General features: G+C 67.5%; 12 protein-coding genes and 1 riboswitch. Of the genes, 10 read left to right on the forward strand and 2 right to left on the reverse strand.

Features of this window, described 5'->3' with window-relative positions; genetic code table 11:
• Positions 1-48 precede the first annotated feature (48 nt).
• Both IEI94_RS17810 and asd read left to right on the forward strand, forming a co-directional pair.
• Positions 49-879: a sulfurtransferase gene (locus tag IEI94_RS17810; RefSeq protein ID WP_191168595.1), complete on the forward strand. Its 831-nt coding sequence runs from the start codon at positions 49-51 to the stop codon at positions 877-879.
• A gap of 46 nt (positions 880-925) precedes the next feature.
• Entirely contained in the window at positions 926-1,777 is an 852-nt protein-coding gene (gene asd, locus IEI94_RS17815; protein WP_191168596.1) for an archaetidylserine decarboxylase, read from the forward strand.
• Positions 1,778-1,926: 149 nt separating this feature from the next.
• Here the strand turns inward: asd and epmA are convergent, their stop codons facing one another.
• Positions 1,927-2,901 (reverse strand): EF-P lysine aminoacylase EpmA, encoded by a 975-nt coding sequence (gene epmA, locus IEI94_RS17820; protein WP_191168597.1) that lies wholly within the window; start codon positions 2,899-2,901, stop codon positions 1,927-1,929.
• 229 nt (positions 2,902-3,130) lie between these two features.
• On the reverse strand, positions 3,131-3,697 hold the full coding sequence (efp, locus tag IEI94_RS17825) for an elongation factor P (protein ID WP_191168598.1): 567 nt from the start codon (positions 3,695-3,697) through the stop codon (positions 3,131-3,133).
• Between the two features lie 108 nt (positions 3,698-3,805).
• Between efp and epmB the strand changes: the two genes are divergently transcribed.
• From epmB to atzF, 8 genes are all read left to right on the forward strand, one after another.
• On the forward strand, positions 3,806-4,846 hold the full coding sequence (gene epmB / locus IEI94_RS17830; RefSeq protein WP_191168599.1) for an EF-P beta-lysylation protein EpmB: 1,041 nt from the start codon (positions 3,806-3,808) through the stop codon (positions 4,844-4,846).
• A 233-nt stretch (positions 4,847-5,079) separates the two neighbouring features.
• Positions 5,080-5,232: riboswitch (guanidine-I (ykkC/yxkD leader) on the forward strand.
• A gap of 60 nt (positions 5,233-5,292) precedes the next feature.
• On the forward strand, positions 5,293-6,381 hold the full coding sequence (locus IEI94_RS17835; protein ID WP_191168600.1) for a putative urea ABC transporter substrate-binding protein: 1,089 nt from the start codon (positions 5,293-5,295) through the stop codon (positions 6,379-6,381).
• 73 nt (positions 6,382-6,454) lie between these two features.
• The gene (locus tag IEI94_RS17840) at positions 6,455-7,282 is read left to right on the forward strand and encodes an ABC transporter permease (protein WP_191168601.1); all 828 of its coding nucleotides are present in this window, start codon (positions 6,455-6,457) and stop codon (positions 7,280-7,282) included.
• Positions 7,279-8,073: an ABC transporter ATP-binding protein gene (locus IEI94_RS17845; protein WP_191168602.1), complete on the forward strand. Its 795-nt coding sequence runs from the start codon at positions 7,279-7,281 to the stop codon at positions 8,071-8,073. The genes IEI94_RS17840 and IEI94_RS17845 overlap by 4 nt, the downstream gene beginning before the upstream one ends.
• Entirely contained in the window at positions 8,070-8,807 is a 738-nt protein-coding gene (locus tag IEI94_RS17850) for an urea amidolyase associated protein UAAP1 (protein ID WP_191168603.1), read from the forward strand. The genes IEI94_RS17845 and IEI94_RS17850 overlap by 4 nt, the downstream gene beginning before the upstream one ends.
• Positions 8,808-8,822: 15 nt before the next feature.
• Positions 8,823-9,461 (forward strand): urea amidolyase associated protein UAAP2, encoded by a 639-nt coding sequence (locus tag IEI94_RS17855; protein ID WP_191168604.1) that lies wholly within the window; start codon positions 8,823-8,825, stop codon positions 9,459-9,461.
• Positions 9,462-9,548: 87 nt separating this feature from the next.
• Complete coding sequence (gene uca, locus IEI94_RS17860) at positions 9,549-13,157, forward strand: urea carboxylase (RefSeq protein ID WP_191168605.1); 3,609 nt, start codon at positions 9,549-9,551, stop codon at positions 13,155-13,157.
• Positions 13,154-14,965, forward strand: a complete 1,812-nt coding sequence (gene atzF / locus IEI94_RS17865) for an allophanate hydrolase (RefSeq protein ID WP_191168606.1) — start codon at positions 13,154-13,156, stop codon at positions 14,963-14,965. Before uca ends, atzF begins: the two co-directional genes overlap by 4 nt.
• The last annotated feature ends 32 nt before the right edge of the window (positions 14,966-14,997 follow it).

Below are 14,997 nucleotides of genomic sequence, written 5' to 3' on the forward strand. Positions count from 1 at the left end.
GTGTGCCATCATCGCGTCAACGTCACCGCAGACCGCAAGGAGTCACCCATGAGCTCTGAAGCCAACCTCCTGCCCTTGATCGTCGAACCGGAGCAGCTGGCCGAACACCTCGACGCCCCGGAGTTGTTGATTATCGATGTGCCGCTCAAGGCCGAGAGCTACGCCGAAGGCCATGTGCCCGGCGCGGTGTTTCTCGATCACCGCCAGTTGGTGCTCGGTAGCGGTGAAGTGCCCAACGATGTGCCCGACGCCGAGGCGCTCTCGGCGCTATTCTCGTCACTGGGGCTGACCCGCGATACTCACGTGGTGGCCTACGATGACGAAGGCGGCGGCTGGGCCGGGCGGCTGCTGTGGACCCTGGAGCTGATCGGCCACACCCGCTACTCCTACCTCAACGGCGGCATCCACGCCTGGCGCCAGGAGGGCCTCGAGGAGTCCCGCGAGCCCCATGCCCCCACCCCCAGCGACTATCAGGCAGAGATTCTGAACCCCGAGGTCAATATCGACGTCGAGGCGATCAAGGAGAGCCTCGGCGATCGCCAGTTTGCGGTGTGGGATGCCCGCTCCCCCGAGGAGTACGCCGGCGAAAAGGGCCAGAACAAGCATCTGGGCCATATCCCCGGCGCCGTCAATATGGAGTGGACCCGCGCCATGGACCCCGAGCGCGGCCTGCGCATCCGCGACTACGCCGAGTTGATTACCGAACTCGAGGCGCTAGGCCTGACCCCTGACAAGGAAGTGATCACTCACTGTCAGGGCCACCATCGCAGCGGCCTGACCTGGCTGGTGGGCAAGGCGCTGGGCTTCGAGAAGATCCGCGCCTATGCCGGCTCCTGGCGGGAGTGGGGCAACCGCGACGATACCCCCATCGAAAAATGAGCCGCGCCGCGACGGACGCGGCCGAACACCACCGCAACGCAATGGAATGACCACCTTGTCACTGTCACGACTGTTTGCCCTGATTCAATACCCGCTGCCCCACCACCTGATCTCGCGACTGGTGGGAAAGCTCGCCGAAACCCGCATCGGCTGGCTCAAGAACCTGCTGATCAAGGCGTTTATCCAGCGCTTCAAGGTCGATATGAGCCAGGCCGCCGAGCCTGACCCAACTGCCTACCTCTGCTTCAATGACTTTTTCACCCGCGCCCTGAAGCCCGACGCCCGCCCGCTGGGCGAGGGGCTGCTCTGCCCCGCCGACGGCACCCTGTCACAGTACGGCGTAACCCGCCACGGCACCCTGGTACAAGCCAAGGGCCGAGCCTACTCGGTGACCAGTCTGCTGGGCGGCGACATGCAGCGCGCCGAGCCCTTTCGCCAGGGCAGCTTCGCCACCGTCTATCTGTCACCGCGGGACTACCACCGCGTGCATATGCCGCTGACCGGTACGCTGCGCGAGATGGTCTACGTGCCAGGGCGGATCTTCTCGGTCAATCAGGCCACCGCCGACCATGTGCCGGCGCTGTTTGCCCGCAACGAGCGGCTGGTGTGCATCTTCGATACCGAGCACGGCCCCATGGCCATGGTGCTGGTGGGGGCGATGATCGTCGCCGCCATCGAGACGGTATGGGCCGGCCAGATCACGCCGCTGGGCAACGAGGTACAGTCGATCCGCTTCGACACCCCCATCACCCTCGAGCGCGGCGCCGAAATGGGCCGCTTCAAGCTCGGCTCCACGGTGGTGATGTGCTTCTCGGAGGAGATGCCCTTCGATGCTGCCCTCACGTTCGGCGACAGCGTACAGATGGGGCAAACATTAGGCGCGCTCAGCACCCCATAGCGAGGGGCGCCGGGGACAGGTCGAAACGGGGGTCTTTTGCCATGGATGGCAAAAGTAGCGCCCAGGGACGGGTTTACAGCGCCCCCGTGTAGGCCTGTCGACGGAGTAGCCCCGAGCGGTGAAAGTCGCTTAACGCATGATCAACCGCCCTAGCAGCGCGGCGTGGCGAAGGCCATGACCTCCGCCACGCTCTGCTTGCCCAGCGCCAGTTGCAGAAGCCGATCGAGGCCCAGCGCCACGCCACAGGCCGGCGGCATGCCCGCCGCCAGCGCCGCCAGCAGGCGCTCGTCGATGTCGACCTCGGGGCGACCCAGCGCCCGGCGCTGGGCATTATCCGCGCCAAAGCGGGCGCGCTGCTCATCGGCATCGGTGAGTTCGTCGTAGCCGTTGGCGAGCTCCAGCCCGGCCAGATAGATCTCGAAGCGTGCCGCCACCCACTCGCCATCCTGCGGATCCCGCCGACGCCGCGCCAACGCCGCCTGGCTGGCCGGATAGTCGACCACCACGTCGACCCCATCGCGGCCCAGGGTCGGCTCGATCACCAGGCTCATCAGCAGGTCGAGGCAGTCATCCCGGGGGCTGTCGGCCATGTCGAGCGCGCCCTGCGTCCCCGCCAGGCACTGCAGATCGGCGAGGGGCTCGGTAAACGGGTCGATGCCCAGGTGCTCGCCAAACAGCTCGCGATAGCGGCGTTGGCGCAGCGGCCCGGGGTCCTGCGGCAGCAGGTGGCGGATCAGCGCGTCGCACTCGCCAATCAGCGCCGCGAAGGCCATGCCGGGGCGATACCACTCGAGCATGGTGAATTCGATATTGTGGCGGCGCCCAACCTCGCCGTCGCGAAAGCTGCGCGCCAACTGGAAGATCGGCCCTGAGCCTGCGGCCAGCAGCCGCTTCATGTGGAATTCCGGCGAGGTCTGCAGCCACAGCGTCTCGCGCCCCTCTGGCGTGGTCGCCTGGCAGGCCAGCGAGGCCAGGTGCACGTCGCTGCTGCCGCCATGGCCCAGCACCGGGGTCTCCACCTCCAGCACGCCGCGCTCGGCGAAGAACGCCCGCAGCTTGGCGATCAGCCGGGCGCGGGCGTGCAGCGTCGTGATCTCCGCCGTTGGTCGCCATTCAGCTTCCATGACATCGTCCTCTACAACGACGCAGGCCACGCCATGAATCGGCGTGGCCTGCAGTAAGTCGCATTGAGGCCGCGGCTTGTCGGCGACAGGCCTACGAGAGGGCGCTGTAAATACCTCCCTGTACGCTACTTTTGCCATCCATGGCAAAAGACCCTCTCTACGACCTGTCCCCTGCGCCGCTCGTGGCCCGTAGCCATTAGCAGCGGCTCGCTGACCATGGCGTATTTCCTCAGGCCCTTGAAACGTACTCGCCGGAGCGGGTATCGATCTTCAGCACCTCGCCCTGATTGATAAATAGCGGCACGCGTACCACGGCACCCGACGACAGCGTGGCCGGCTTTGAGCCGCCCTGGGCGGTGTCGCCCTTGAGGCCGGGATCGGTCTCGACGACCTCCAGCTCGATAAAGTTGGGCGGATTGACGTTGATGACCTTGTCGTCCCACAGGGTGATCGTGTAAGCCACTTGCTCCTTGAGCCACTTCTCGGTATCGCCCAGGGCGCGCTTCTCCACTGCATACTGCTCGAAGGAGCCATCGGTCTTCATGAAGTACCACATCTCGCCATCGTTGTAGAGATACTCCATCTCCAGTTCGAGGACGTCGGCTCCTTCCAGCGATTCGCCGGACTTGAAGGTGCGCTCCCAGACCCGGCCGGTCATCAGGTTGCGTAGCTTGACGCGGCTGAAGGCCTGGCCCTTGCCCGGCTTGACGAATTCGTTCTCCACAATCGAGCAGGGGTCGCCATCGAGCATGACCTTCAGGCCGCCCTTGAATTCGCTGGTAGAATAGTTCGCCATGATGCCTCGCTGATGATGCTGGCGCCGTAAACCGGTAGCCCGGATCACGTGCAGAGAAAGTGACGACGACGGGCCTCGCCCACCGCCTTACCATGTTGAGTGTGCCGCATGATAACCCGAAGCCCCGCCAAAGTGCAGACCACCGGCCCACTGCTGGCCTCCGATGCCGCCGACAAGGCGCGCTGGCAGCGCCAGCTATCCCAGGCGATTCGCAGCCCTGAGGCGCTGTGCCGGCGCTTGGAGCTCGACCCCGCCTGGCTGCCCGGCGCCGCCCAGGGACATGCACTGTTCGAAGTGTGCGTGCCCGAGGCGTACCTCTCTCGCATTGTCCCCGGCGCCCCCCAAGACCCGCTGCTGCGCCAGGTGCTGCCGCTGGCCGCGGAAGGTGAGACGCCCGACGGATTCGTCAACGACCCGCTGAGCGAAGCGGCACACACCCCCCGCCAGGGGCTGATCCACAAGTATGCCGGTCGGGTGTTGCTGATCGCCAGCCCGACCTGCGCCATCAACTGCCGCTACTGCTTCCGCCGCCACTTCCCCTACGACGCCAACGCGCCGTCCCGAGCGCAGTGGCAGCAGAGCCTGGACTATCTGCGCGACGATCCCAGTCTGCATGAGGCGATTCTCTCCGGCGGCGACCCGCTGGCCGCCAGCGACCGCCAGCTCGCCTGGCTGGTGGGCGAACTCGAGGCGATCCCCCACCTCAAGCGGCTGCGTATCCACACCCGCCTGCCGGTGGTAATCCCAGAGCGCATCGACGCGGCCCTGCTCGACTGGCTGGCGGCCTCACGACTGCAGAAAGTGGTGGTGCTGCATATCAATCACGCCAACGAGATCGATGACGCAGTGATGGCAGCCTGCGCGCGTCTCAAAGCGGCCGGCGTCACCCTGCTCAACCAGAGCGTGCTGCTGCGCGGCGTCAATGACAGCGTCGATGACCTGGCCGCGCTCTCCGAGCGGCTGTTCGAGGCCGGGGTGCTGCCCTACTACCTCCATGTACTCGACCCGGTGGCGGGGGCGGCGCACTTCGACGTGCCCGATGGCGAGGCCCGCGCGCTGGTCGCGGAGCTGCGCAAGTCGTTGCCGGGATTTTTGATGCCGCGGCTGGTGCGCGAAGTGCCCGGCGAAGCCAGCAAGACGCCGCTGTAGCAAGGCCTTGTGGGCCATCAAGGCTCCACAGCGATGCACCACAACAATGCAATCAGCCCATATGCGCACCAGCATCGCCCAACAAGATCACACCACGTTGACAACACGGGCTGCTAGACACGTTCAAGCTGCTGTTTACCCGGCGATAACATCATACTGGGCATTCGTTTTGCTTTGAGTTAAGCGATACGGGGTATCGGCAGTGCATCGTTGGCTGCCAGACAATCTAGTTTCCAATGGACGGCTAGGGTTCCGATCGCATCATCACTTACCCCGATGCGATGACTGGTCCGAGAGCTGTCGACCCGGCGCAAGAGAGGGCACGCCCAAAAGGGGCTTCCCATTCACAGCGCAAGGTTACACGGCGGGAGAAAAGCCCGGGAGGATCAGGTGCAGCAGGATGCGCCGATGCCCCCGACATTTTCTCGAGCCCATTGGAGGCCACCATGTCCCAGCCACTGCGTCCATTCTCCGCCAAGCGACTCCCCCTCGCCGCCGCCATTACTACTACCTTGTTGGTCTCTGCCCTCACCGCCGCGCCGCTTCAGGCTCAGGATCGCGACCAGTTCAGCGTCTGCTGGTCGATCTATGCCGGCTGGATGCCCTGGGGCTATGCCGACGAGGCCGGCATCGTCGATCGCTGGGCCGAGGAGTACGGTATCGAGATCGATATCGTCCAGGTCAATGACTACGTCGAGTCGATCAACCAGTTCACCTCCGGCAACGTCGACGGCTGCGCCATGACCAATATGGACGCCCTGACCATTCCCGCCGCCAGCGGCGTCGACTCCACCGCGCTGATCGTCGGCGACTACTCCGACGGCAATGACGGTGTGGTGCTGAAGAACGCCGACAGCCTCGAGGACATTGCCGGGCGCGACGTCAACCTGGTGCAGTTCAGCGTCTCCCACTACCTGCTGGCCCGCGCCCTCGACAGCGTCGGCATGAGCGAGCGCGACGTCTCCACCGTGAATACCGGCGATGCCGATATCGCCGGGCTCTTCGCCAGCCGCGACAGCATCGACGCGGTGGTGACCTGGAACCCCCAGCTCTCCACCGTCACGGATATCGAGGGCAGCACCCTGGCCTTCGACTCGAGCGAGATTCCCGGTGAGATCCTCGACCTGATGGTGGTGAACACCCAGACCCTGGCCGACTACCCCGAACTCGGTCACGCCCTGGTAGGTGCCTGGTACGAGACCATGGCGCTGATGGCCGATGGCGATGAAGAGGCGCTGTCGCAGATGGCCGAGGCCGCCGGCACCGACCTTGAGGGCTATCGCGCCCAGCTCGACGCCACCTACCTCTACACCGATCCCGCCGAAGCCCTCGAGCTGATCGAGAGCGACGACCTGCTCGAGACCATGCAGCGGGTCGCCGAGTTCAGCTTCGCACACGGCCTGCTCGGCGACATGGCGCCCGATCCCGGGGTGGTGGGCATCGAGACCCCACAGGGCGTGTTCGGCGACGAGGGCAACATCAAGCTGCGCTTCGACCCGAGCTTCACCCAGGCCTATATCGACGCACAACAATAAGCCAGCCGTCAGGAGCGTGTCGCTGCCCCAGGGTGGTGGCGCGCTTGCCCCCTTACCCTGACGTGGAGCCTTCATGAAACGCCTGATCAATCTCACCCCCTCCCGCGGTGGCCGCTGGCTGCTGGGCCTGCTGCCCTTTCTGGTCGTGGCGATGGTCTACCTGAGCCTCTCCAACGCGCGGCTCGCCGAAAATCCCAATGATCGGCTGCTGCCGGCCCCGGCGACCATGGCCAACACCTTCTACACCATGGCCACCGAAGAGAATCAGCGCACCGGCCAGATCGTCCTCTGGGCGGACACCTTCGCCAGCCTCGAGCGGCTGCTGATCGGGGTCGCCATCAGCGCGCTGATCGGCCTCAGCGTTGGACTCATCAACGGTGGCCTGCCGCTGATCCGCGCCAAGTTCTCGCCGCTGGTGACGGTGATCTCCCTGATTCCGCCCATGGCCATCCTGCCGATCCTGTTTATCGCCTTCGGCACCGGGGAGGCCGCCAAGGTCGCGCTGATCGTGATCGGGGTGACGCCCTTCCTGATTCGCGACCTCCAGGGCCACGCCCTGCGCCTGCCCGACGAACAGCTGATCAAGGCCCAGACCCTGGGCGGCAACTCCTGGCAGGTCCTGACCCGCGTAATCCTGCCGCAGCTGACGCCGAGGCTGCTCAACGCCACTCGCCTGGCGCTGGGCACCGCCTGGCTGTTCCTGATCGCCGCCGAGGCGATCGCCGCCCAGGAGGGGCTGGGCTATCGGATTTTCCTGGTGCGTCGCTACCTGTCGATGGATGTGATCCTGCCCTACGTGGCCTGGATCACCCTGCTGGCCTTTCTGCTCGACCAGCTGCTGGCGCGGACCTCGCGACTGGCCTTCCCCTGGTACCACGCCGAAGAGGGAGACAACTCATGAGCCTGCTCGAAGCCAAGCGCCTGGAGAAGCACTACGGCGAGCACGTCGTGCTGGAGCGCCTCGACTTCCGCGTCGAGGCCGGCGAGTTCGTCACCCTGGTGGGGGCCTCGGGCTGTGGCAAGACCACCTTCCTCAAGATGCTGCTGGGCACCGAGCGCATCTCCCGCGGGTCGCTCACCCTCGATGAGCGGCCGATCCCCGAAGAGCCGGGCCCGGACCGCGGCGTGGTGTTCCAGAAGTACTCGGTGTTCCCCCACCTGACCGTGCTCGGCAACGTGATGATCGCCGAAGAGCTCAGCCAGTCGCGCTGGCTGGGCAAGAGTTTCGGCGCCGCGCAACGCCAGGCCCGGGACAAGGCCATGGCGCGCATTCAGGAAGTCGGCCTGGCCAATGCCCTGAGCAAGTACCCCCACGAGCTTTCCGGCGGCATGCAGCAGCGCCTGGCCATCGCCCAGGCACTAATGATGCGCCCGCGCATTCTGCTGCTCGATGAGCCCTTCGGCGCGCTGGACCCGGGCATTCGCCAGGATATGCATGAGCTGATCCTGACCCTGTGGAAGGAGCAGCAGCTGACCATCTTCATGATCACCCACGACCTCAAGGAGGCCTTCGCGCTGGGCACCCGGCTGTGGGTGTTCGACAAGCTGCGCCACGACCCACAGGCACCGGAGGCGTTCGGCGCCACCATCACCTATGACCTGCCGATCGGCGAGCGCCAGCCGCCGGCGGACCTGTCGGCCCGCTTCGCCGAGCGCGGCCTCAAGACCCTGACCCAGGAGACGCTGCTATGACACGCCCCGCTGAGCCAAGCGACGCGCTCTACACCACCCACTTGCCCGGCGGCCACCACTGGTCGTTGCGCCTGCGCCGCGGCACCACCCTGACGCTTGCCGCCAGCGCAGCAAACGCCAATGTCGGCCTGCTCTGCTACAACCCCGAGAACCTGCTCGAGCGCCTCAACCTGCCCGACACCCTGAAGTGCCAGCACACCTTCAAGCTGACCCAGGGCCACTGCCTCTACTCCGATATGGGGCGCATCTTCGCCTCGATCATCCACGACGACCTGGGCTGGCACGACAGCGTTGGCGGCAACCTGATGCGCCACCACCTGGTCGCCAAGGGCTGGCAGCCGGTGAGCTATCAGCAGGCCCACAACGACTGGACCCGCAGCGGCCACGACGCCTTCCTGGTGGAGCTGGCCAAGTATGGGCTGGGCCGCCGCGACCTGGCCGCCAACCTAAATCTCTTCTCGCGGGTGGAGAGCGACGCCGACGGCCAGCTGCGCTATGTGCCGGACCACTGCCAGGCCGGCGACAGCGTCACGCTGCGCGTCGAGATGGACACCCTGGTGCTGCTCCACACCTGCCCCCATCCGCTCGACCCCAGCCCCGACTACCCGCGGCGCGGCGTGGATATCCGCCTGGGCGTCGCCCCGCCGCCGGATGAGAACGACCTCTGCTACCGCTCGCGGCCGGAGAACGCCCGCGGCTTCGAGAACAACCGCCTCTACCACCTGGGCCTCTGAGGGAGGATGCACCGCATGATCATCGAAAGCACCCTGCGCCCCGACAACGCCGTGAGTCGCATCACGGTAGACGCCGGCGATCACTACATCGGCACCCTGAAGGCCGGTCAGACCCTGCGCATCCTCGACCTGGAGGGCAATCAGGCCGCCGACACCCTATTCTACAACGCCCACGACACCAGCGAGCGCTACAGCGCCATGGACACCGTGCGCGAGCAGGGCGCCGTCTATCTCAGCGCCGGCTCGACGCTGCTCTCCAGCGCAGGCCGGCCGATGCTGACCATCACCGCCGATACCTGTGGCCGCCACGACACCCTGGGCGGTGCCTGCGCCAGCGAGAGCAATACCGTGCGCTACGACCTCGAGAAGCGGCATATGCACTCCTGCCGCGACAACTGGATGCAGGCCATCGCCGACTATCCGCAGTACGGCCTGACCAAACGCGATATCACCCATAACATCAACTTCTTCATGAACGTGCCGGTGACCCCCGAGGGGGGACTGACCTTCGAGGACGGCATCTCGGCACCCGGCAAGTACGTGGAGATGGTCGCCGAGATGGACGTGATCGTGCTGCTCTCCAACTGCCCGCAGCTCAACAATCCCTGCAACGGCTACAACCCGACCCCCGTCGAGCTGCTGGTGTGGGACTAGTCATCTGCTGGCATTGACCCCGGGGACGACCCCGGCGGCACTTTTCCCGGACGCGGGACGACCCGCACCGTTGATGGACAAGGCAATATGTTTAGCAAGGTTCTGATTGCCAATCGCGGCGCCATCGCCGCCCGCATCCTGCGCACCCTCGAGCGGCTCGGTGTCGGCTCGGTGGTGGTCTACGCCGAGGCCGATCGCGACGCACCCTATGTCTACCAGGCCGATGAATCCTACTCGCTGGGAGACGGCGCGGCCGCCGACACCTACCTGGATATCGACAAGCTGATCGCCATCGCCCGCCAGAGCGGCGCCCAGGCGGTACATCCCGGCTACGGCTTCCTCTCCGAGAACACCCGCTTTATCGACGCCTGCGAGGCCGCCGGACTGGTGTTCCTGGGCCCCACCGCCGAGCAGATCCGCGGCTTCGGCCTCAAGCATGAGGCGCGCCTGCTCGCCGAGCGCGCCGAGGTGCCGCTGGTGCCCGGCTCCGGGCTGCTCGACGGCGCCGAGGCGGCCCTCGCCGAGGCCGAGCGCATCGGCTATCCGGTGATGCTCAAATCCACCGCCGGTGGCGGCGGGATCGGCATGCAGGTCTGCCAGGATGGCGCCGAGCTGGCCCGCGCCTTCGACTCGGTGCGCGGGCTCGGCGAGCGCAACTTCGGCGATGGCGGGGTCTTCGTCGAGGCCTATATCCCCCGTGCCCGTCATCTGGAAGTACAGCTGTTCGGCGACGGCCAGGGCCGGGTAGTGGCCCTCGGCGAGCGCGACTGCTCGACCCAGCGCCGCCACCAGAAGGTGCTCGAGGAGTGCCCCGCCCCCGACCTGCCCGACAGCGTGCGCCACGAGCTCCATGCCACCGCCGTTCGCCTCGGCGAAGCGGTGGCCTACCGCAGCGCCGGCACCGTGGAGTTTATCTACGATGCGCAGCGTCAGACCTTCTACTTCCTCGAGGTCAACACCCGGCTGCAGGTGGAGCACGGTGTCACCGAGGAGGTCTGGGGCGTGGATATCGTCGAGTGGATGGTGCGCCTCGGCGCCGGCGAGCTGCCCGACCTGCTTGTGCTGAGCCGCGACCTGGCGCCCCGCGGTCACGCCGTTCAGGCGCGGCTCTACGCCGAGGACCCGCTGCACGACTTCCGCCCCAGCGCCGGCCTGCTCACCGAGGTGAGCTTCCCCATCGGGAAAGGACTGCGCGTCGACGCCGCCATCGAGGCGGGCCTGGAGGTGTCGGCACTGTTCGACCCGATGCTGGCCAAGGTCATCGTCCACGCCGAGGATCGGGCGACGGCCTGCGCGCAGCTGGCCGAGGCGCTGGACGCCGCCAGCGTCTACGGTATCGCCACCAACCGCCGCTGGCTCTCCCATGTGCTGCGCGACCCGCGCTTCCAGCGCGCCGAGATCCACACCCGCTGGCTGGCCGATCTCGACTGGGCGCCGCCGGTGATCGAGGTCCTGGCAGCGGGGACCATGACCACCATCCAGGATCACCCCGGCCGCCAGGGACACTGGGATGTGGGCGTTCCTCCTTCAGGGCCCTTTGACGACTGGTCATTCCGGCTCGGCAACCGCCTGCTCGACAACCCCGCCGAGGCCGCCGGCCTGGAGATCACCCTTACCGGCCCCACCCTGCGCTTCCACCGCGCCACCCAGGTGGTACTGGCCGGTGCGGTGCTGCCCGCCACCCTCGACGGCGAGCCGGTGGCCTTCTGGCAGGTGCTCGATATCCCCGCCGGCGCCACCCTCAAACTCGGCAAGGCCGCCGCCGGCGCCCGCGCCTACCTGCTGGTGCGCGGCGGCATCGACTGCCCGCGCTACCTGGGTTCGCGCAGCACCTTCACCCTAGGACAGTTCGGCGGCCACGGCGGGCGCGCCCTGCGCAGCGGCGATATGCTGGACCTGCCCGCGCTCGCCCCTATCCAGCCGCGGCGCCTGGATCCCCAACTGATACCCGCCCTGGGCGGGCAGGGGCAGACCTGGCAAATCGCCGTGCTCTACGGCCCCCACGGCGCGCCGGACTTCTTCACCGAGGGCGATATCGACGCCTTCTTCGTCCACGACTGGGAAGTCCACTATAACTCCAGCCGCACCGGGGTACGGCTGATCGGCCCTCGCCCCGAGTGGGCCCGGGCCGACGGCGGCGAGGCGGGGCTGCACCCCTCCAATATCCACGACAACGCCTACGCCTTCGGCACCATCGACTTCACCGGCGATATGCCGGTGATCCTCGGCCCGGACGGCCCGTCACTGGGCGGCTTCGTCTGCCCGGCCACGGTGGTCCGCGCCGAGCGCTGGAAACTCGGCCAGCTAGCCGCCGGGGATAGGGTGCGCTTCGTGCCGGTCAGCCTGGACACCGCGCGGGAGCTCGAGGTGCGCCAGTTGGCCGCCCTCGACAGCCTAACGGCGCAGCCCTACGGCCCCCTTGCCGAGCAGTGCGACACGCCGCTGCTGCGCGACGTGCCGGCCGAGGAGGCCGGCGAACGGATCCTCTACCGCCGCGCCGGGGACGACTTCCTGCTGATCGAGTTCGGCGCCATGGAGCTGGATATCGCCCTGCGCTTCCGGGTTCATGCCTGGATGCTATGGCTCGCCGAGCACCCACTGCCGGGGCTGCGCGAGCTCACTCCCGGGATCCGCTCGCTGCAGGTGCACTACGAGCCACGCGAGCTGGCCCTCGACGACCTGCTCGCCCACCTGGCCCAGGCCGAACGCCAGCTGCGCGACGTCGAGACCCTGGAGGTCGAGTCTCGGGTCGTGCACCTGCCGCTCTCCTGGGACGATCCGGCCTGCCATGAGGCCATCGACAAGTACCAGCGCTCGGTGCGCCCGGACGCCCCCTGGTGCCCCAGCAACCTGGACTTCATTCGCCGCATCAACGGCCTGGAGAGCGAGCGCGAGGTGCGCGACATCGTCTTCGAGGCCCGCTACCTGGTGATGGGGCTGGGCGACGTCTATCTGGGGGCGCCGGTGGCCACCCCGCTGGATCCGCGCCAGCGCCTGGTCACCACCAAGTACAACCCGGCGCGCACCTGGACCGCCGAGAACTCGGTGGGCATCGGTGGCGCCTATCTCTGCGTCTACGGCATGGAGGGCCCCGGCGGCTACCAGTTCGTCGGCCGCACCCTGCAGATGTGGAACCGCTATCGGGTCACAGAGCATTTTGCGCAGCCCTGGCTGCTACGCTTCTTCGACCAGCTGAGCTTCTTCGAGGTCAGCCATGACGAACTCGCCCAGATCCGCCGCGACTTCCCCCATGGCCGCTACCCCCTCGAGGTCGAGACCACGCGCTTCAAGCTCGCCGACTACCAGGCCGAGCTGGAACGCCAGGCGGCGGCCATCGCCCGCTTCCGTGAGCGCCGCGAGGCCGCCTTCCAGGCGGAAATGACCGAGTGGCGGGCCAACGGCCAGTTTACCTTCGAGGATCAGGCCCCACAGTCGGCCGACGCCGCCGAACTCGACGACCATGAGCAGGGCGTCGACAGCCCGGTGACCGGCAGCCTGTGGAAGCTGCTGGTCGCCGAGGGCGACCAGGTCGACGCCGGCCAGGCCGTGGCCCTGGTGGAGTCGATGAAGATGGAAGTCGAGATCACCGCCGCCGAGGCGGGCCGCGTCACGCGCCTACCCCTCGAGGAGGGGGCCTCGGTAGCCCCGGGACAGCCCATCGTGATTCTGGAACCCACAGAGGAAAAGCCGGCATGACCATCGACCTTACCATTGCAAGCCTCCATGCCGCCTATCGCCGCGGCACGTTGACACCGCATGCCCTGATCGAGCGGCTGCTCGACCAGGCCAATGCTCGCGGCCATGACCCCGCCTGGATCACTCGGCTGGACCGCGATCGGCTCGAGCCCTACCTGGCGCGCCTCGAGGGGGAGTCCCCGGACAGCCTGCCGCTCTTCGGCATCCCCTTCGCCATCAAGGACAACATCGACCTGGCCGGAGTGCCGACCACCGCCGGCTGCCCGGCCTTCGCCTACACCCCCGAGCAGAGCGCCTTCGTGGTTCAGCGGCTGATCGACGCCGGCGCCCTGCCGCTGGGCAAGACCAACCTCGACCAGTTCGCCACCGGCCTGGTCGGCGAGCGCGCCCCGGAAGAGTACGGCGTACCGGCCAACGCCTTCGACGCCGCCTACATTCCCGGTGGCTCCAGCAGCGGCTCGGCGGTGACCACCGCCGCCGGTCAGGTGAGCTTCGCGCTGGGCACCGATACCGCCGGCTCCGGCCGGGTGCCGGCCTGCTTCCACAACCTGTTCGGCGTCAAGCCGAGCCTGGGGCTGCTCAGCACCCGCGGGGTGGTACCGGCCTGCGCCACCCTCGACACCATCAGCCTGTTCACTCTGACCGCCGACGATGCGCATACGGTCCTCCAGGTCGCAGCGGCCTACGACCCGCACTGCGAGTGGTCGCGGCGCCACGACTTCGCGATCCACGGCAAGGCCTATGGCCAGGCCCCGGCGCGCTTCCGCTTCGGGGTGCCCTATGAGAGCCAGTGGCAGACCGATACCGCCTACAGCGCCGCCATGCACGCCGCGATTGCCCAACTGGAGGCGCTGGGTGGCGAGAAGGTCGAACTCGACGGCAGCCCGCTGCTGGCGGCGGCGCGCCTGCTCTATGAGGGGCCCTGGGTGGCCGAGCGCTACCATGCCATCCGCGGCCTGCTCGAGAGCAACCCCGCGGCGGTGCACCCGGTGACCCGTGAGATCACCCTGGGCGGCGCGACGCCGCTGGCGGTGGACGCCTTCGACGCCCGCTACCAGCTGGCCGAGTACCGGCGCCAGGCGGATGCGCTGATCGCCCGGGTCGATGTGATGCTCTCCCCCACCACCGTGACCCACCCCACCAAGGCCGAGGTGGCCGCCGACCCCATCGGCGTCAACTCGCGGCTGGGCACCTGGACCAACTTCATGAACCTGCTCGACTACAGCGCGCTGGCGGTGCCGATCGGCTTCGCTGACAGCGGCCTGCCCGTGGGGGTGACGCTGTTCGGTCCGACCTTCGCCGACCTTGGCCTGCTCAGCCTGGGCCGCGCCCTGGAGGAGCGGCTCGACCTGCCGCTGGGGGCTACTGACCTCCCCCGCCCGGCGCTACCGCCGCTCGCCCCGGCCCGGGACGGTACGCTGGAGCTGGTGGTGTGTGGCGCGCACCTCGACGGTCTGCCGCTCAATCACCAGCTCACCGAGCGTGGCGGCGTGCTGGTCGAGGCGACCACCAGCGCCCCGCGCTACCGACTCTTCGCGCTGGCCGACGGGCCGCCGGCGCGCCCGGCCATGACCCGCGACGCCGCCAACGGTGCCGCCATCGAGGTGGAGGTGTGGCGCCTGCCGATCGAGACCCTGGGGAGTTTCCTCGCCGGCATTCCCGCGCCGCTGGGGCTGGGCCAGGTGGAGCTCGCCAGCGGCGCGTGGAAGAGTGGTTTCATCTGCAGCGCCGGAGCCCTGCATGAGGGCGGCGAGGCGACCGATGTAACCGCCTACAGCGGCTGGCGCAAATGGCTTCAGCAGCGCTAGCCGGCTTATTTGACTAACACAAAGGCCCCACC

The sequence above is a fragment of the Halomonas sp. ML-15 genome, assembly GCF_014779595.1.
Classification (GTDB): Bacteria; Pseudomonadota; Gammaproteobacteria; order Pseudomonadales; family Halomonadaceae; genus Franzmannia.